Origin of the sequence: Segnochrobactrum spirostomi (genome assembly GCF_009600605.1) — a bacterium.
Taxonomy (GTDB): Bacteria; Pseudomonadota; Alphaproteobacteria; order Rhizobiales; family Segnochrobactraceae; genus Segnochrobactrum; species Segnochrobactrum spirostomi.
Map to the genome: position 1 here is coordinate 588477 of NZ_VWNA01000003.1, position 17443 is coordinate 605919.

Genomic DNA, 17443 nt, shown 5'->3' on the forward strand with positions numbered 1-17443 from the left:
CGTCCCTCCCACCCGTCGGTCTTATCTGTCTCACCCTCGGCGTCACGACCGGGCCTCGATGTCGTCGAAGCGCGTGAGAAAGCGCCCGAACCCCGGCTCGGCCATCCGCCGGCGGTCATGCTGGACGGTGCGCCCGCGAACCAGCGTCCGCACCACGCGCCCGGTGCAGGTCATGCCCTCGAAGGCGCTCCAGGTGCCAAGCCCATGGAATTCAGACCCGCGCACCTGCCATTCGGCCGTCGGATCGTAGAGGGCGAGATCGGCGTCGGCACCGACCCGGATCGCCCCCTTGCGGGGATAGAGCCCGGCGATCTTCGCCGGCCCGGTCGCGGTCATGCGGGCGAACTCGACGACGCTGAGCCCCCGTCGCTTGACCCCTTCGCTGAACGCCATCGGAGCGGACGTCTCGATGCCGGTCAGGCCCATGCCCGCCTCCCAGATAGAGGCATCGCCGACCCGCTTCTGCTCCGGACGGTAGGGACAATGATCGGACGCGATCGCGTCGACGGCCCCGTCCAGGACATGCGTCCAGAGGGCCTCGACCGTCGTGCGCGGCCGCAAAGGCGGCCCGCAGCGGGCATCCGCACCGATCCTAGCCAAGTCGTCTTCGTCCAGGATGAGATAATGCGGGCAGGTCTCGAAGGTGACGCGGACGCCGTCCCGCGCGGCCCGGATCAGACCGGCCGCAGCGGCAGAGCTCACGTGCACCACGTGGAGCCGGACGCCCGTTCGGCCGGCGAACACCAGCAGACGGCTCACGGCCTCGATCTCGGCCAGCTCCGGCCCGGCGGCGGCATGGGCGCGGGCGTCGCGACGCCCCTGCGCCTGCTGTTCGAGGCGCGCAGCGGTTAGGAGTTCGTGATTTTCCGCATGAACCCCGATCAGACCGTCGAAGCCGCGGATCACGTCCATGGCGCGAACGAGGTCGGCGTCGCCGAGCCGCGGCAGCCCCTTCTCGTCGGTTGCGGCGCCAGACGGGTCGCCGCTGGTGAGGAAGGCTTTGAAGGCGACGGCTCCGGCGGCATTGAGCGCGGGCAATTCCTCGAGATTGCGTCCGTCGAGGCCCGCCCAAAGCGCGAAATCGACGGCCGAGGCGGAGGCGAACAGCGCCTGCTTGCGCCGGAAAGCCTCGAGCGTCGTCGCCGGCGGCGCCGAATGCGGCATCTCGACGACGGTGGTGATTCCGCCGATCGCCGCCCCCAGCGTACCCTCGCGCACCTCGTCCAGCGGTCTGTCGTGAGAGCCCGTGAAGTGGGTGTGGAGATCGACGGCTCCGGGCAGCACGAGAAGGCCAGCGGCGTCCACGACTTCGCTCGCGGATGACGACAGAGCCCCCGGCGCGGCGATCGCCGCGATACGGCCGCCGCGGATGCCGAGATCGGCCGCGATCACGCCCGCCTCGGTGACGGCCTGACCCCCGGTGATGAGCGTATCCATCTCAAATCTCCTGATCAGGTCCGAGCCGCGAGCGTGGCGAGGTCGGTATCGACGACCGCCTCGAACGCGGGCGGGGCACTCAACCAGCCGATCCGGGTCAGCAGGTCGGCGAACCGGTCGAATTCGGTGCGGGCGATGACCGGCGTCTCGGGAAACAGACCGGCATCGCGATAGAGCGACAGGCCGAGCCGCACGGCGCCGAATTCCATATCGGGATGATGGGGCGCGACGACCCCGGCGAGATCGCGCGCCGAGAGCAGCCGCATCGCCTCCAGGGCCCGCGCGATCGCCCGCGTGAAGGCCGCAAAGGCGGGCCTGCGGGCGGCGAGGGTTTCCGGCCGGGCGATATAGGCGCTCCAGGGCACCGGCCCCATCGCCGCCGTCAGCGGCATGACGAGCCGGAGCGTTCCGTCGCTGAGCATCGGCGCGAGCGCGTGCAGCGAGTGCAGCACGTAGTCGGCCTCGCCGCGGGCCAGAGTCTCGCGATCCCGTGCGAGATCGCCCTCCCCCTCGATCAGGGTCACGGCCCCTTCAGCAAGCCCGGCTTCGCCAATGAGGGTCTGGAAGCTCATCGTTGCCGTGCCGACGCGCCCGCTGTCGATCACGCGGCGACCGGCGAGGGCGGCGAGAGAGAAGTCCTCAGCGTCCTCGAGCGCGGCGAGCGCCCATGGATTGCCCGCCACCGCCGCGCAGAAGCAGGTGAGCTGCGCGGCGCCGTCCTGCGCCATGCGCATTACAACCATCGGCCCCCCGATACAGAGATCGGCGTCGCCGCTCAGCACGGCCGAAACCTGACCACCCCACACCGAATGGCCGCCCGATGCCGTGCGCAGGCAGACGACGTCGACGCCCTCCTGCGCGAAGAAGCCGTAGGCCTCGGCGATGAGATGCGCGGCGTAATAGATCCGCGCCTCGCTCGGATCGCCGAGATTGAGCCGGAGCACCGGTCGCGTTTCGTCGCTCACGGGTGACCCTCCCCGATGACGAAGTCCGGGCCGAGTTCGTCGAGCCGGGCAACCCCGAGCCAACTCGCGACCGCTCGGATCTCGTCGAGCCAGCTTCGGAGCAGGTCCTCCACTGCCTCTTCCCCGCCTCCCACCAGCGCCGTTGCGACCGGCCGCGCCGCAACCGACATCGCCGCTCCGAGGCAGCGGGCCACCAGCGCATCCGTCCCATGGCGAATGCCGCCGTCGAGCGCCACGGCGCCGGATGCGGACGCGGCCACCGCCGGAAGGGCCGCGAGCGGCGACGCCCAGCGGCTCGATTGCCGCAAGCCGAGATTGGAAACGACGATGCCCGACGCACCGGCCGCCTGCGCCGCCGCAGCATCGTCCGCCCGGAGGATGCCCTTGAGCATCAGGGGAAGGCCACGCGACCCCGCATGTGCGATGGCCGCCGCAACCTCGTTCCAACCCCAGCCGGGAAAGGCGGGCAGCGGGGCAACGCCGAGCCCGTCGTCATCCGGAAAGCCGCCAATGGCCCCGATGGTCGACCAGCCGCGCCGCCGGATCTCTGCGCCGATGGAGAAGTTCCCGGGCTGAAGGCCGGCCACCGGATGCACGGGCGCGAACACCGTCATGACCATCCCTTGCGCCCCAGCATCCGCTGCAAGGTCGATCAGCTTGAAGATCCGTTCCAGCGGTCCAGCCGCCCGAAGTTGCAGCCAGCAGGCATCATGGGCCGCCGTCAGATCACGCAGCGGCGTCACCGTCTCCTCGGAGACGACGAGGGGCAGGTTGAGGCGCCGACCGACCCGTGCGAGTGCGAGCAGCCCATCGCGGTGAAACACCCGGTCGCCGGCGAAGGCGCCGATCACCAGCGGGCCTGCGAATCGCCGGCCGGCAAGATCGGTCGATATGTCGATTGCCGCCGCACCACGCAGGACGCGCGGCAGCAATCGGAAGCGGCGGAAGTCCTCCGCGTTGCGATCGTCCATGCCGGGCATGGCGTCGCGCGGGGCGCCGATGAGGTAGCGGTAGAGGGCGGGGCCGAGGACCGCCTCCGCTTCGGCGGCGAAGGGAAGGTCGAGGGGGGCCGGCAGGGTCGCCGGGACCTGCTGCCCCCGCAGATCGGGCCGGCCCGAAGGTTCGCGGAATGCGGAAGCGCCGGTAGCCTCGATTTCACCCCGCGGGCCGTCCATGCCGCGTGCGTCCACGGCCTGGCCGAGGTCTTCGAGGGCGTCCGCATCGGCCTCCCGCTCCTGGCGCAGGAACGCGGCGAACGCCGCCGTCTGCGGGGCATCGAGACACTCCCGCGGTCCCTCTTCCACCAGAACGCCGTCCTGAAGGAAGACGATGCGGTCGGCGACGCTCGCCGCGAAGGCGATATCGTGCGTGCTGATGAGCATCGTCATGCCGGTGCCGGCGAGTTTGCGGATGGTCTGATTGACCTCGCGCACCAGCTCCGGATCGAGCGCGGACGTCGGCTCGTCGAAAAGCAGCACATTCGGATCGGCTGCGAGCGCGCGGGCGATCCCGACCCGCTGTTGCTGACCGCCGGAGAGCTCGTGCGGCAGCCGGTTCGCATAGGCTGCCAGGCCCACTGCCGCGAGCGCCCGCCGTCCCTTCATTTCGGCCGCCTGGAACGGCAGCTTCTGCACGAGGCGCGGCACCGACGTGGCGTTCTCGAGCGCCGTCATGTGATCGAACAGCGCGAAATGCTGGAACACAATGCCGATGGCCGACGCCGCGCGGTTCGCGGGCAGAAGCCGTTCCGGAAGGGGGCGACCGCTGGAATCCTGGCCGATCGGAAGGCCCTCCACGACGACCTTGCCCTTCGTCACGGGGGCGAGAGCGAGGATGGATTTGAGGAGCGTGCTCTTGCCGGAGCCCGAGCGGCCGAGCAGCACCAACACCTCGCCGCGACGGACCTGGAGCGTCAACCCCTTCAGCACCGCCCGTCCACCATAGGCGACGTGCAAATCGTTGATATCGAGCACGAAGGCGGCGTCGGACGTGCGGGGACGCAGCGGAAGCGGCGCATCCGCAGTCGGCGGGGATACGTCGCGCGCGAGGGCATCGCCTCGTCGCGCGCGGCGAGCCCGATGTTCGAGCCCGACGCGCCGCTCCAGCCACCACTGGGCCAGCGCCACCAGGGTCGACAGCACGACGTAGATCGCGCCGGACGCAACGAGCACTGGAATGAAGAGGAAATTCTGGGAGACGATGGTCTGGCCGCGCATCGTCAATTCGTTGACGCCGACGACGGAGGCGAGCGACGTCGACTTGAGCAGTCCGATGGCTTCATTGCCGAGCGGCGGCAAGATGGCTCGCAGCGCTTGGGGAATGACGACGCTGACCATCTCGGTCCGTCGAGAAAAGCCAAAGGCTTGAGCGGCGGTCCGCTGGTCCCGACTGGTCGCCTGAATGCCCCCGCGAATGATCTCGGCGCAGAAGGCCGTCTCGTTGATGGTGAGGGCCAGCAGGGCGCTCGTGAATGCCGGCAGCATCAGGCCGAACTGCGGTAGCACGTTGTAAATCAGGATGAGCTGAAGCAGGACCGGCGTCCCACGGAGGACATAGATGTAGGCCTGCACCGGCATCCGCAGCCAAGCATGACGCGAAAGACTGGCGAGCGCCAGAAAGAAGCCGACGACGATTCCGCCAATCAAGGCGCCGATCATCAGCTCGATCGAAAGGACAGCGCCGCCCCAGAGATAAGGCAACGTCAGATAGTGGAGAAATTCCTGCATGGGACCGCTGCCGGAGGTCTGATCCGTCGCGGCAATGCCGCGACGGATGAAGTGTCTGAGTGAACACCCGCGCGACGACGCCTGCGCGCGGACGGCGGTGCGCGATCAGCCGCGCGAGACCACCGGGCGCTCGCCGCCGGAGCCCTGGCCCCAATAATCGAGCAGCTTCTTCTCGACGCCGGTCGCCTGGAGCACCTTCATCGCGTCGAAGATGGCGTCGCGCATCACCTTGTTGTCCTTGGCGATCGGGAAGCCGACCATGATCGGCAGGTCGACCGTGAAGGCGGTCTCGAGCGTGGGGTCCGCCTTGGCGATCTCCATCGCCGAGCCGGCTTCGGTGAGGTAGATGTCGGCCCGGCCGCTGCGCACCGCCTGGATCGAGTTGTCGGTATTCTGCACCAACAACAGGTCCACGGCAGGCTTGCCCGCGTCGGTGCACGCCTTGCTCTGCTCCGGCACGAGCTTGTTGGCTTCATACGCGCCAGCGGCCGAGGCGACGGTCGCGCCGCACAGGCTCGCCATGGAGGTCAGCTTCTTCGGGTTGCCCTTGGCGACCAGCGAGCCGTCCTGAACCTGCACGGAGGCGACGAAGGCGATCTGCTTGAGCCGCTCCTCGGTGACATAGAGCATCGGGCCGATATCCGCCCGACCGCTCGAGATCGATGTCAGAAGGACATTGAACGAACCGTTCTGATAGGAATGCGTGAAGCCCAGGCACGCACCGAGCCGGTCGAACATCGACGGATCGAAGCCCTCGATCTTGCTCGGATCATCGGCGGCAGGGGCCTCCCAACCCTTCGTATAACCGCCGAGACCGACGACGACGGCCTTACCGACCAGGGTCGGATATTTCTCCCGGAGTTTTTGACATTCCGGGAGGGCTGCAACGGCCTTGGCGTCGGGCTGGATATTTTCCCCCGCATGCGCAGCGGAGGCGGATGCGACAGCAACGGTCATCAGACCGCCGATCAGCGAAGCGAAACGAGTAGCCACAGTTTTCATTCCCTCTCTCCTGATTGGGACCGGACTTGAAATGCCGGTCCATCCGCGGCCGGCTGTGACGCCGTTGTCCGCGAAGACGAAGCCGCTCGCGGTGGAGCAGGATCAGTAGCCGCGCGCCCGGTCGACCAGGTTGGCGAGCGGCCGGCCGGCGAGAAGACGGCCGAGATTGTCGGCGAAGATGTCGAGGCACCGCGGGACGTAGATCGTGTGGTCGTCCACGCTGCAATGAGGGGTGATGATCAGACGGGGACAGTCCCAGAGTGGGTGCGCGGGGGGCAATGGCTCGACAGGGAAGACGTCGAGCACGGCGCCGCCGAGACGGCCCTGCGTCAGGAGGTCAGCGAGCGCCGTGTAATCGAACACATCGGCCCGCCCAACCACGACCACGCCGCATCCGGGCTTCAGGCTTTCGAGGCGACTCCGCCCCATCAGCCCCGCCGTCTCGGGGGTGAGCGGCAGAGTCGAGACGACGAAATCGGCGTGCGGGAGAACCGTATCCAGGCGGTCGACCGGCACCATGTCGTCGAGCTCGGCTTCTGCCGTGCCGCTGCGAGTGACGCCGGTCACGCGCACACCACGCTGGCGCAGCGCGGACGCCGCCGCGGCGCCGATCCCGCCGACGCCGAGAAGAACGCAGCTTTTGCCTGCGACCGGTGCACCGAAACTCGGCGCCCACCGTCGTGCCGCCTTGTCGTCGACGAAACCGGGGATCGCATAATTCAGCGTCAGGACCGCGGCGAGTACGAACTCCCCGCCCTTCGCGCCGTGCACGCCGGATGCATTGGTAAGCTGCACATCGGCCGGCAGGCCGGGCAGAAAGCGCTCCACACCCGCCGCGATCGTCTGGACCCATCGCAGCGCCGGGCTCACGGCCTTCGCGGCGGCGATGTCGAGGAGCCGACCCGCAATCAGAACATCCGCGGCCCCGATGCTGTCGGGAAACCGCGCGGGTTCCGCGTTCTGGCTGACCGACAGACGGCCGGCAGCGAGGTCATCGCCAAAGCCGGCCAGGGCAAGCCGCTCGGTGAGAGCTTCCGCCGTGATGAGAAGATCGCCGGGTTGGGTCTCGATGTGAATGTGCATTGTCGTTCCCTGCGTCACCGCCGGCCCTCAGGCGACGGCGATCGCATCCATCTCGATCAGAAGCCGGGGATCGTTGAGGCTGACGCCGACGGTGGCGCGGGCCGGAAACGGCGCCGCGAAGAATTCGCTGTAGACGGCATTCATGGCCGCGAAGTCTTCGAGGCGGGTTAGGAATATCCCCACCTTGACGACGTGCGCCATCGTCAGCCCCGCGGCCTCGACCAGTCCCTTTATGTTCTGAAGAACCTGGCGCGTCTGCCGAGCGACATCGTCGCCGACGACCGCCCCGGTCAGCGGATCGATGGCGACTTGGCCCGAAACGAACACCATATCGCGCACCTTCAAGGCGGCGGAGAGCGGCGCCGGTCCCATGGGGCGGTCGGCGACGGTGGTGCCTGGATGAGGAATCGCGACGCGCATCGAAGACGCCCAGCCGTTGGTGACGATCGTAGTATCGTATACGATTTTCGGCCGCGTCAATGATTAAGGTGCGCTTTTTTGAGCATGCTCATCAATTGAGCGGAACGGCGCGTTCGGCGCCAGACAGGCCCGCTCGCCGGCCCCCTCACCCCGCGCGCAGCAGCTTGGTGATGGCGGCGGCGAGGACGTCGGCGACGCGGCGGATGCGAGGGTTGGCGCGGACCTCCTCGTGCAGCACGAGCCAGACCGGCATCGGCGGCAGCAGATCGAGCGGCACCCGTTCGAGGACCGGGAAGCGATCGGCGAGGAGGGCCTGGGCGAAGCCGAGGCCCGCGCCGGCGAGCATCAGGTGCCAGCCTACCATCTGGTCGTCGCACCGGATCGGAAACGCCTCGCGGGTCACGGGGTGGCCGTGCGCCGCGTAGAGATCCAGGATCGTTTCGCTGCGATCGAACCCGATGACGTCATGGGCGAGCAGATCCTGCATCGCGGCGACACGGCCGCGCCGGGCGAAATAATCCCGCGTTCCGTACAGGCCGACCGCCGCCTCGCCGAGCTTGCGTGCGACGAGGGCCCGCTCCACCGGGTCGACCATCCGGATCGCGATGTCGGCATCGCGCCGGAGCAGACTTTGCGTGAGGTCCGTCGCGACGATCTCGATCTGGATGTTCGGTTCGGCTCGGCGCAAGTCGGCCAGGATCGGCGGCAACCAGATGTTCGCGACCATCACGGAGGCCGTGATGCGGACCGTTCCGCTCAACGCTTGCGACCGTCCGCGCGCCTTGAGGGCGAGCGCATCGGCGGCCGCGCCCATCGCCCGCGCATCGTCGATCAGCCCCTGCGCGGCCGCGGTCGGTTCGAGGCCGCTTGCGGAGCGGGTGAAGAGGATCACGCCGAGGGTCGCCTCGAGCTCGCGGATGTGCCGGCTGAGGGTCGGTTGCGATTGGCCGACCGTTGCGGCGGCCGCCGACAGCGAGCCGGTCTCGACGACGGCGAGGAACGAGCGCAGCAGCGTCCAATCGAGCAAGGGCAGGGCCTCCGGCGTTCCGCACCACCTTCCTAGCACGGCCCGCGGGCTATTCAAATTTGCATAGGCTGAGCGATTTCTGTCGGGTTCCGGCGCGCCGCGCCCTCCCCATCTGAAACGCAGAGGGCACGGGGCGGCACGAGAAGCGGCCCGTTCCCGCCAGACGAAGGTTGAGGCAATGGTTCGAGAAATGATGAAGGCGGTCCGGCTCCACGCGTTCGGTGGTCCCGAGGTGCTGGTCTACGAAGACGCGCCGATGCCCGCCCTGAAGGCGGGCGAGGTGCTGGTGAGGACCCACGCGGTCGGGATCAATCCGCCCGACTGGTACCTGCGCGAAGGCTATCGCACCCTTCCGCCAGAATGGCGGCCGGAAGGCCGCTTCCCCATCATCGTCGGCACCGACATTTCGGGCATCGTCGAGGCGGTGGCCGACGACGTCCAAGGCTTCTCTGCCGGCGAGGCGGTCTATTCCATGGTCCGTTTTCCGAGCGGCGTGTTCGGCGGCAGTCAGGCCTATGCCGACTATGTCGCCGTGCCGGCCTCGGAGCTCGCGCCGAAGCCCGCCGGCATCGATCACGTGCACGCGGCCGCGGCGCCGATGTCGCTGCTGACGGCGTGGCAGTTCCTGATCGATCTCGGCCACGACGAACCGAACCCGGTGATGCCGAAGCGGCACGAGCCGGTGCCGCTTGCCGGCAAGACCGTTCTCGTCAACGGCGCGGCGGGCGGGGTCTGTCATTTCATCGTGCAGATCGCCAAGTGGAAGGGTGCCCGCGTCATCGCCGTCGCCTCCAGCCGTCACGAGGATTTCCTCCACGGCCTCGGGGCAGACGAGTTCATCGATTACAAGAAAGTTACACCCGAAGATGTTGTTCAGAATGTCGATCTCGTGGTCGACGCCGTCGGCGGTCCGAGCACGGCGCGGTTCCTGCGCACGCTGAAGCGCGGCGGTGCGCTGTTCCCGATCTTTCCCTTGGGCTTCTCCGACTGGGACGCGGCGACGGAACGCGGCGTCACGGTCTCGGCGACGCAGGTTCGCTCGAGCGGGGCGCAGTTGGCGGAGGTCGGACGCCTGCTCGAAGACGGAACGATCCGGGTCGCCATCGACAGCACATTTCCCCTCGCCGACGCGCGCGCTGCCCACGAGCGGGCCGAGCGCGGGCATGTCCAAGGCAAGATCGTCCTGACGGTTCGCTGAAGGATCGAGCATGAGCACGGCCTCGAAGATCCCACACGGAACGCTCCCGTGGTTCCACATGGTCGGCACCGTGATGTGCGAGGCCGCAAGGAACGCGGGCCTCTCACCGGACCTCACGGTCTCGCTCGTCGAGCGCTACAGTGACGGTGAGGCCCTCTCCGACGGGCTCGTTCAGGGCCTTCGCTTCGATATCGTCGCCGGCCGGCCGACCTACCGCATCGGCGCCTTGCCGGCGGAGCCGGCCGATATCGAGATCGAGGTGAGCGCGGCGGGCGCCCGCGCCCTGAACCTGCTGTCCGCGAGCGACCCGCGCTATCCGGAGACCTTGGGTCGCCTGCTCGACGGCGGCGACCTGCGCGTCACGGGGGACATCGCCCGCTTTGGCACATGGTTCGGCGCCGCCCTGCACGACGCGATCGTCGAGCGAACCGCGTAGCCGGACCGACCGCGCCAGGCAAATCGGGTCTGGCCGCCGCCTCAGTGCCGGCCCTGGCGCGCCAGCCATTGGGCGAGCTCGAGTTCGGCCTGTTCCAGGGCGGTGCGATTGACGAGCTTGCGCAGGAGCGCGATGCACAAGGCGCGGGTGCGCAGGTTGAAGATTTCGTCCGCCTGATCGGCGACGGATTCGTAGACGCCGAGCTTGTCGTAGAGCTGCTGCAGGCGGTTCTGCACGCTGCGCAGGGAGAGATTGCGCCGCCGGGCGATGGCGCGATCGGTGAGGCCGAGGGCCAGATCGAACAGCACCTCGTATTCCTCGTCGGTGACGCCCTGGGAGCGGTCGGACGCCTTCTGCTGGACGGTGCGGATCTCGCGATCGATGACGCACTGGTTCTCGATGAAGATCGAGCGCAACGCGAGGCGCAGGCGATCCTCCGACGCCGATTTCAGGATGTAGCCGTAGGCGGCCCCCTCCGGCACGATGCGGGAGACGCCGCGCACATAGGCTTCGTCAGCATAGTTCGACCAGAACAGGATCGCCGTCTCCGGCCGCTCGCTCCAGATCACCCGCGCCGCCTCGACGCCGGTGCGGCGCGGCATCTGGAGATCCATGACGAGGTGCAGGCAATGGTGTTCGCGGGAGAGCCGTTCGCCGTCATGGCCGTGCGCGGCCTCGAGCACCATCTCGCATTCCGGCAGGGCCGCCTCGATCGCCTCCTTGAGGTAGGAGCGGTGCACGGAATCGTCCTCGACGATCAGAACCTTCATCGATTGTCCTTCCCTCCCGGCCTCGCCCGCGATCACGCGCTCGCCGCCTGCGACACCTGCGCCAGGGGCGCGGCGCCCGCGGGCAGATCGACGACGACAGTGGTTCCGCCGCGATGGTTCTGTTCGATGCTGAAGGCGGCCGACACGAGCCGGGCGCGGGTGCGCATGTTGTTGATGCCACTGACCCGTTTGCCGACCGCGTCCGACAGGCCGATGCCGTTGTCGATCACGGCGATGCGGATGTGGTCGGCGACGAGCGAGAGCTCCACCTTGATCTCCGACGGACGGCCATGGTGAACCGCGTTGTTGACCGCCTCCTGGACGATGCGGAACAGGGCGACCTTGAGCGGCTCGGCGAGCCGGTCGATGCGGCCGCCGGTCGTGTCGCGGATGCCGGTCGCGATCGCGAGGCCGGCGTCGCGCACGCTGTTTTCGAGCAGGTTCTCGATCCCTTCGACGAAGCCGAACAATTGCAGCACGTTCGGCCTTGCGTCGTCGATGATCCGCCGGAGGCCGCGGATCGAGCTTTGGAGCTCGCCCGCCACCGTCTTGATCGCCTCGCCTGAGACATGTCCGCGGTCGCCGAGCTGCTCGAGCCGACGGGCGAGCCGCGTCAGGTCGGCGAGCGTCTCGTCGTGGAGGTCCATGCCGATGCGCTGGCGCTCGCGCTCGAGCGCCTCGGTGAGCTTCTGGGCGCTCTCGCGCAGCCCCTCCTCGCGGGCCCGCGCCTCGGCCTCGATCACGGCGGAGCGGTGCGCCTGCTCGCTGATGCGAAGGGCGTGAAAATAGGGCGCGAGCAGGTCGGCGACGTGCTGAGCGACGCCGATGTCGGAGAGCGTGTAGAAGCCCGCGACATGCGTCGAGGCCGACAGCGCGCCGAACACCGTACCCTGGACCCGGAGCGGCACATGGAGACGGGAACGCAGCCGCTCGTCGAAGATCGGATGGTTGAACGCCCCCTCGAACTGGAAGCGCTCGTCGGTCAAGGCATCTTCGGTCAGGATGAACGGCACCTCGCCCCACAAGACCGAGCGGATCGGGCTGAAGCGGGCGGCGACCGGATGCTCGTGCCAAGCGCCCCAGCGGGTGTGCAGCCCCGTCTCGTAGGCCGCCACCACCTCCTGATCGACCACGAGAATGCACACGTCGAGATGGTCGTGGGGGAGGATCTGGGCGATCTCGCGGGAGACGGCGTGGATGACCGGCTGAAATTCCGTTTGGCCGGCGATGGCGCGCGAAATCGCGAGGACGTGGCTGAGCATGTCCTCGGGCCTGATCGACGGGCGCTCGACCATCGCCATATCCTCCGCCCTCGTTCCTCCCGGCCGCGGATCGCGGCCTTGTCCCGCACCGCGGCGCGGGACGTGCGCCACTGCGGGGCGGCGTCTTGTTGCGCCGACACGTAGCATCGTCAGCCAGCCGGGACCATCCTGGCTTGCGGGAACCCGCAAGATCGACGCGGGCGGCCGCAGCTTTCGTGCGCTGACCGCCGCTGACGCCGCGCCTTCGAGTTGTCAATCTGGCAATCAAGCACCCTCACGAGGTGCAGCGGACGGCGACCCGATCGCGGGCGGCGACCAACAACGAAAATCGATCCCGAACGGGGACGATCACAGGGAAGGAAACCACGACGATGAGGAAGGCTTCGATTCTGGCCTCAGTGGCCGTTCTGTCGCTGCTCGCAGCTCAGGGTGCGCAGGCGGGCACCGCGGACAAGCGCATTGCGCTCTCCAACAATTATGCCGGCAATTCCTGGCGGCAGGCGATGCTGCAGAGCTGGCAGAAGGTCACCTCCGAAGCGGTGAAGGCCGGAATCGTCGCTGCGGCCGATCCCTTCACGACCGGCGAGAACCAGGCGACCGAGCAGGCCGCCCAGATCCAGAACCTGGTGCTGCAAGGCTACAACGCCATCGTCATCAACGCCGCCTCCCCGACCGCCCTCAACGGTGCGGTCAAGGAAGCCTGCGATGCCGGCGTCATCGTCGTCTCGTTCGACGGCATCGTCACCGAGCCGTGCGCCTGGCGCGTCGCCGTCGATTTCCGCCGCATGGGCGCGATCCAGCTCGATTATCTCGGCAAGCGGCTGCCCGACGGCGGCAAGCTCCTCGAAATCCGCGGCCTGCCCGGCACCTCGGTCGACGAGGAGATCCACGCCGGCATCGAAGCGGGCGTGAAGGCGCACCCGAACTTCTCGATCGCCTCCTCGGTGCAGGGCGACTGGACCCAGACGGTGGCGCAGAAGGCCGTGGCCGGCGTGCTGCCGAGCCTGCCGCCGATCGTCGGCGTCGTCACCCAGGGCGGCGACGGCTACGGCGCGGCGGAAGCCTTCAAGGCCGCCGGCCGTCCGACCCCGCTCATTATCCTCGGCAACCGCCAGGACGAGCTGCAATGGTGGAAGGAGCAGCGCGACGCCAACGGTTACGAGACGATGTCGGTCTCGATCGCGCCGGGCGTCTCCACCTTGGCCTTCTGGGTCGCCCAGCAGATCCTCGACGGCAAGACGGTGCCGAAGGATCTGACGGTGCCGTTCCTGCAGATCAACCAGGCGGACCTCGACGCGGCCCTCAAGACCACACCGGCCGGCGGCGTCGCCAACGTCGAATACACCCTCGAAGACGCCCAGAACGTGATCGGCAGCACGAACTGAGCCGGTCGCGGGCCCTTCGCGGGCGCCACCACTGGCTTCGGCCGGCGGTCGCCCCGGGCTCCGTTCCTCCCGGAAGACTGCGGACCCGAGCCTCGCGGCGCGGGTCCGCCTTTTCCGGCACCGTTCGAATCTCTCGTATCGTCGCAGTCGGAGGGCGAAGTGCCCATTCCTCCGGGAGGCATGACGGATGGGTGAACCGCACTCCGCTCTCATCCGGCTCGCCGGGATCGCCAAGTCGTTCGGGGCCGTGATGGCGCTGCGCGGCGTCGATCTCGCGATCGATCGCGGCGAATGCGTCGGCCTCGTCGGCCACAACGGTGCGGGCAAGTCCACGCTGATGCAGGTCCTCGCCGGGACGCTGAAGCCGGACACCGGCGCGATCACGGTCGGCGAGCGCGAGCCGGTCCCGGGCTACGGCGTGCAGGACGCCCAGGGCTGGGGCATTCGCTGCGTGTTCCAGGAGCTCTCGCTCTGCCCGAACCTCACGGTCGCCGAGAATGCGCGCATCCGCCATCCCTCGCTCAAGGGTCCCGGCTGGCGCCGCCGGGCCGCGGCGCTCATTGTCGGCGAACTCGATCGCATCTTTCCAGGCCACGGCATCCGACCGTCCGACCTCGTCGGCGACCTCACCTTGGGGCGGCGCCAGATGGTGGAGATTGCCTCAACCTTCGCCGTCTCGACCGGCCGTCTCGATCTCATCATCCTCGACGAGCCGACCTCGTCCCTCGACCAGGTGGTCGCCCGCCAACTGCTCGATCATGTCCGGCGCATGACGGCGGAGGGGTGCAGCGTCATCCTGATCTCCCACATCCTCGGCGAAATCCTCACCACGACCGACCGCATCGTGGTCATGAAGGACGGCGCCGTGGTGGAGGCGAAGCCGGCCCGGGACTACACCCGGGAAAGCCTGGTCGCCGCCATGGGCACCATCATTGACGACGTCACGCGCGCAACGGGCGGTCCGGCGCAGCCGGCCGCACGCCATGACCCGGCACCGGCCAAGACGGAGCGGAACGGCCCGGTGGTCGTCGAGGCGAACCCGCCACGCCAGCGCAACGGGCGCAGCCTCGTCGCGCGCAAGGGCGAGATCATCGGCCTCGGCGGTCTCGCCGGCCACGGCCAGACGTCGATGCTGGTTCTGATCCACGATGCCGCCGGCCGCCGCACCCGGTTCGCCAGCGTCGCCGGCAAGGTCGCCTTCGTCGCCGGCGACCGCCAGACCGACGGCGTCTTTCCGCTCTGGTCGATCGGGCGCAACGTCACCATCCGCTCGCTCGGCGCAATGCGCCGCTTCGGCCTCATCGACGCGAAGGCCGAGCGGGCGATGGAGAGCCGCTGGAAGGAGCGGATGGCGATCCGCACGCCGGACATGGACAACGGCATCCTGACGCTGTCCGGCGGCAACCAGCAGAAGGCGCTGTTCGCCCGCGCCCTCGCCTCCGATGCGGACGTGATCCTGATGGACGACCCGATGCGCGGCGTCGATATCGGCACCAAGGAGGAGGTCTATCGGACCATCAAGGAGGAGGCCGCCCGCGGCCGCACCTTCCTCTGGTACACGACCGAGTTCGAGGAACTCGAACACTGCGACCACGTCTACGTGTTCCGCACCGGAGTTCTCGTCGCCGACCTCCCCCGCAGCGAGCTCAGCGAAGAGCGGGTTTTGCAATCCTCCTTCGAGGAGGCCGCCGCATGAGCGGGCACGCCGGTCCTCTGCCCTCCGCGCCGCTCCGCCTGCCGGCGCTGCGCTCGCTCCTGCCGATCGCCTCGCTCCTCATTTTGATCGCGGCGATCGCGATCATCCGGCCGAACGCCATCAGCTATTTCGGCTTCAACCTGATGCTGAACCTGGCGCTGCCGATCGCCTTCGCGACCATCGCCCAACTCTGCGTCATCACGGTCAACGACCTCGACCTCTCGATCGGCAGCTTCGTGAGCTTCGTCGCCTGCATCGCCGCGACGGTGCTCCACGACGAGCCGCTCCTCGGGATCGCGATCCTGATCGGCGCGATTGCCGTCTATGCCGGGATCGGCGCGCTGATCCAGGTGCGCAACCTGCCGTCCATCGTCGTCACCCTCGGCATGTCGTTCGTCTGGCTCGGCGCCTCGGTGATGGTGCTGCCGACGCCCGGCGGCTCGGCGCCGGACTGGCTGCGCTTCGTCATGAAGCTCAAGACTCCGCTCGTGCCGTTCGCCATCATCGCCGGCATCGTGCTCGCCTTGGTCGTGCACCTCGGCCTGATGCGCTCGGCCGCCGGGGCCGTGCTGCGTGGGGCAGGCGGAAATCCGGCGGCGATCGCCCGCGCCGGCTGGTCGCTTCTGCGGGCGAAGGTCACGATGTTCGCCCTCGCCGGCTTCTTCGGCGTGCTCAGCGGCCTCTCGCTGGTCGGGCTCACCACCTCGGCGGATGCCAACATCGCGCTGCGCTACACACTGCTCTCGATCGCCGGGGTGATCCTCGGCGGCGGCGAGTTCGTCGGTGGCCGGGTCTCGCCGATCGGCGCCGTCATCGGCGCCATGACGCTCACCCTCGCCGGCTCGTTCCTGTCGTTCATGCGGATTTCGCCGGATTGGCAGATCGGCGCCCAGGGAGCGATCCTGATCGTCGTGCTGGCCTTGCGCGCCGTGGCGAACCGGCTCGAAGGGGCGCGCCCGTGACGCTCCATCCCCCCGCGGCCCGGCGGACCGGCAGCCGGCCGGCGGGCTATGCTCGCCCGGCCACGGAACTACTCCCGGACATGCGCACCCGTCTCGCCGCCTTCGCCCAGCGCTCGCCTTGGATTCTCTCCTTCGTCGCCGCCCTGGTGATCTTCCTCGCGACGACGGCCTTCACCGCCGGCGTCGGCGCCGGCCAGATCGCCGGGACGGCAGCGACCTTCGCCGCCTTCTACGTGATCGCCGGCCTCGGCCAGATGTTCGTCATCACCATGGGGCCGGGCAATGTGGATCTCTCGATCCCCTCGACGATCGCGCTCGCCGGCGCCGTGGCGATGAAGGTGATGGCGGGCTCCAACGCCCTGATGCTGCCGGGGATCGCGGCGGCGCTGGCGACCGGCGTCGCGGTCGGCTGCTTCAATTATGCCTTGATCCGCCTGCTCTCGATCCCGCCGATCATCGCCACCCTGTCCGGCAGCTTCCTCGTCCAATCGACGGCGATCGCCTATGGCCGCGGGCTCAACATCAAGCCGCCGCCGATCTTCGCCGACTTCGCGACCGGCAAACTCGCGGGCGTTCCGCTGATCGCCGTCGCCACCGTCGTCGTCTGCGTCGTCATGGCGGTCGTCCTGCACCGCACGGTGTTCGGCCGCTCGGTCACGGCCATCGGCCAGAACATCCGAGCGGCGCGGCTCGCCGGGGTGCGCGTCGATGCGGTGCGCTTCGCAACCTACGTGCTCTCGGCCACCCTCGCCGGCTTCTGCGGCGCGATGCTCGCGGGCTTCTCCGGTGGCGCCTCGCTCAACATGGGCGAGGAATATCTGCTCGCCTCGATCGCCGTCGTGGTGATCGGCGGCACCTCGGTCGCGGGCGGCTTCTCGAACGTCGCCGGCCTCTGGGGGGCGGCTCTGTTCCTCTATCTCCTGGTGACGATGCTCAACACCTTCGGCGTCGGCTCCGGTCCCCGCCTCGTCCTTACCGGCCTCATCATCATCGCCGCGATCACCCTCGCGGGCAGCCGCAAGACGGGGCGCGGCTGACGCCGCCCCGCACCGACCGACCCGCGCCCACCAATCC

General features: G+C 68.6%; 15 protein-coding genes. 6 read left to right on the forward strand and 9 right to left on the reverse strand.

Annotation, left to right across the window (positions count from 1 at the left end; genetic code table 11):
- Positions 1-42: 42 nt before the first annotated feature.
- The 7 genes from allB to F0357_RS22845 all read right to left on the reverse strand — a co-directional run bounded on the left by allB (position 43) and on the right by F0357_RS22845 (position 8660).
- The gene (gene allB, locus F0357_RS22810) at positions 43-1437 is read right to left on the reverse strand and encodes an allantoinase AllB (RefSeq protein ID WP_153490690.1); all 1395 of its coding nucleotides are present in this window, start codon (positions 1435-1437) and stop codon (positions 43-45) included.
- Positions 1438-1451: 14 nt separating this feature from the next.
- Positions 1452-2402, reverse strand: coding sequence for an ABC transporter substrate-binding protein (locus F0357_RS22815; protein ID WP_208948554.1), 951 nt, complete (start codon positions 2400-2402; stop codon positions 1452-1454).
- Positions 2399-5128 carry an ABC transporter permease subunit gene (locus tag F0357_RS24270; protein WP_208948555.1) on the reverse strand — a complete coding sequence of 910 codons (2730 nt, stop codon included), beginning with the start codon at positions 5126-5128 and terminating at the stop codon, positions 2399-2401. Before F0357_RS24270 ends, F0357_RS22815 begins: the two co-directional genes overlap by 4 nt.
- Positions 5129-5233: 105 nt before the next feature.
- Positions 5234-6130 carry a transporter substrate-binding domain-containing protein gene (locus F0357_RS22830; protein WP_153490698.1) on the reverse strand — a complete coding sequence of 299 codons (897 nt, stop codon included), beginning with the start codon at positions 6128-6130 and terminating at the stop codon, positions 5234-5236.
- A gap of 102 nt (positions 6131-6232) precedes the next feature.
- Positions 6233-7213 carry a D-2-hydroxyacid dehydrogenase gene (locus tag F0357_RS22835; protein ID WP_153490703.1) on the reverse strand — a complete coding sequence of 327 codons (981 nt, stop codon included), beginning with the start codon at positions 7211-7213 and terminating at the stop codon, positions 6233-6235.
- Between the two features lie 27 nt (positions 7214-7240).
- Positions 7241-7633, reverse strand: a complete 393-nt coding sequence (locus F0357_RS22840; protein ID WP_153490706.1) for a Rid family detoxifying hydrolase — start codon at positions 7631-7633, stop codon at positions 7241-7243.
- Positions 7634-7778: 145 nt separating this feature from the next.
- The gene (locus F0357_RS22845) at positions 7779-8660 is read right to left on the reverse strand and encodes a LysR family transcriptional regulator (protein ID WP_153490710.1); all 882 of its coding nucleotides are present in this window, start codon (positions 8658-8660) and stop codon (positions 7779-7781) included.
- Positions 8661-8838: 178 nt separating this feature from the next.
- Between F0357_RS22845 and F0357_RS22850 the strand changes: the two genes are divergently transcribed.
- Positions 8839-9858 carry an NADP-dependent oxidoreductase gene (locus F0357_RS22850; RefSeq protein WP_153490714.1) on the forward strand — a complete coding sequence of 340 codons (1020 nt, stop codon included), beginning with the start codon at positions 8839-8841 and terminating at the stop codon, positions 9856-9858.
- 10 nt (positions 9859-9868) lie between these two features.
- Positions 9869-10294 (forward strand): hypothetical protein, encoded by a 426-nt coding sequence (locus tag F0357_RS22855; RefSeq protein WP_153490718.1) that lies wholly within the window; start codon positions 9869-9871, stop codon positions 10292-10294.
- A 41-nt stretch (positions 10295-10335) separates the two neighbouring features.
- Here the strand turns inward: F0357_RS22855 and F0357_RS22860 are convergent, their stop codons facing one another.
- A complete protein-coding gene (locus F0357_RS22860) occupies positions 10336-11064 on the reverse strand; it encodes a response regulator transcription factor (protein ID WP_153490722.1) in 729 nt (242 codons plus the stop codon).
- 32 nt (positions 11065-11096) lie between these two features.
- On the reverse strand, positions 11097-12359 hold the full coding sequence (locus F0357_RS22865) for a GAF domain-containing sensor histidine kinase (RefSeq protein WP_153490726.1): 1263 nt from the start codon (positions 12357-12359) through the stop codon (positions 11097-11099).
- Between the two features lie 338 nt (positions 12360-12697).
- Here F0357_RS22865 and F0357_RS22870 point away from each other — a divergent pair, with 338 nt between their 5' ends.
- The 4 genes from F0357_RS22870 (at position 12698) to F0357_RS22885 (ending at position 17406) form a co-directional block, all read left to right on the forward strand.
- Complete coding sequence (locus F0357_RS22870) at positions 12698-13711, forward strand: ABC transporter substrate-binding protein (RefSeq protein ID WP_153490729.1); 1014 nt, start codon at positions 12698-12700, stop codon at positions 13709-13711.
- A gap of 187 nt (positions 13712-13898) precedes the next feature.
- Positions 13899-15407, forward strand: coding sequence for a sugar ABC transporter ATP-binding protein (locus F0357_RS22875; RefSeq protein WP_153490739.1), 1509 nt, complete (start codon positions 13899-13901; stop codon positions 15405-15407).
- Positions 15404-16369: an ABC transporter permease gene (locus tag F0357_RS22880; RefSeq protein ID WP_153490743.1), complete on the forward strand. Its 966-nt coding sequence runs from the start codon at positions 15404-15406 to the stop codon at positions 16367-16369. The genes F0357_RS22875 and F0357_RS22880 overlap by 4 nt, the downstream gene beginning before the upstream one ends.
- An 80-nt stretch (positions 16370-16449) precedes the next feature.
- Positions 16450-17406 (forward strand): ABC transporter permease, encoded by a 957-nt coding sequence (locus tag F0357_RS22885; RefSeq protein WP_153490747.1) that lies wholly within the window; start codon positions 16450-16452, stop codon positions 17404-17406.
- Positions 17407-17443 lie beyond the last annotated feature (37 nt).

What these genes read in the sequence shown, in the direction of transcription:
- allB (WP_153490690.1), bottom strand. Translation starts at nt 1,437, where the DNA reads ATGGATACGCTCATCACCGGGGGTCAGGCCGTCACCGAGGCGGGCGTG.
- F0357_RS24270 (WP_208948555.1), bottom strand. Translation starts at nt 5,128, where the DNA reads ATGCAGGAATTTCTCCACTATCTGACGTTGCCTTATCTCTGGGGCGGC.
- F0357_RS22830 (WP_153490698.1), bottom strand. Translation starts at nt 6,130, where the DNA reads ATGAAAACTGTGGCTACTCGTTTCGCTTCGCTGATCGGCGGTCTGATG.
- F0357_RS22835 (WP_153490703.1), bottom strand. Translation starts at nt 7,213, where the DNA reads ATGCACATTCACATCGAGACCCAACCCGGCGATCTTCTCATCACGGCG.
- F0357_RS22840 (WP_153490706.1), bottom strand. Translation starts at nt 7,633, where the DNA reads ATGCGCGTCGCGATTCCTCATCCAGGCACCACCGTCGCCGACCGCCCC.
- F0357_RS22850 (WP_153490714.1), top strand. Translation starts at nt 8,839, where the DNA reads ATGGTTCGAGAAATGATGAAGGCGGTCCGGCTCCACGCGTTCGGTGGT.
- F0357_RS22855 (WP_153490718.1), top strand. Translation starts at nt 9,869, where the DNA reads ATGAGCACGGCCTCGAAGATCCCACACGGAACGCTCCCGTGGTTCCAC.
- F0357_RS22860 (WP_153490722.1), bottom strand. Translation starts at nt 11,064, where the DNA reads ATGAAGGTTCTGATCGTCGAGGACGATTCCGTGCACCGCTCCTACCTC.
- F0357_RS22865 (WP_153490726.1), bottom strand. Translation starts at nt 12,359, where the DNA reads ATGGTCGAGCGCCCGTCGATCAGGCCCGAGGACATGCTCAGCCACGTC.
- F0357_RS22870 (WP_153490729.1), top strand. Translation starts at nt 12,698, where the DNA reads ATGAGGAAGGCTTCGATTCTGGCCTCAGTGGCCGTTCTGTCGCTGCTC.
- F0357_RS22875 (WP_153490739.1), top strand. Translation starts at nt 13,899, where the DNA reads ATGGGTGAACCGCACTCCGCTCTCATCCGGCTCGCCGGGATCGCCAAG.
- F0357_RS22880 (WP_153490743.1), top strand. Translation starts at nt 15,404, where the DNA reads ATGAGCGGGCACGCCGGTCCTCTGCCCTCCGCGCCGCTCCGCCTGCCG.
- F0357_RS22885 (WP_153490747.1), top strand. Translation starts at nt 16,450, where the DNA reads ATGCGCACCCGTCTCGCCGCCTTCGCCCAGCGCTCGCCTTGGATTCTC.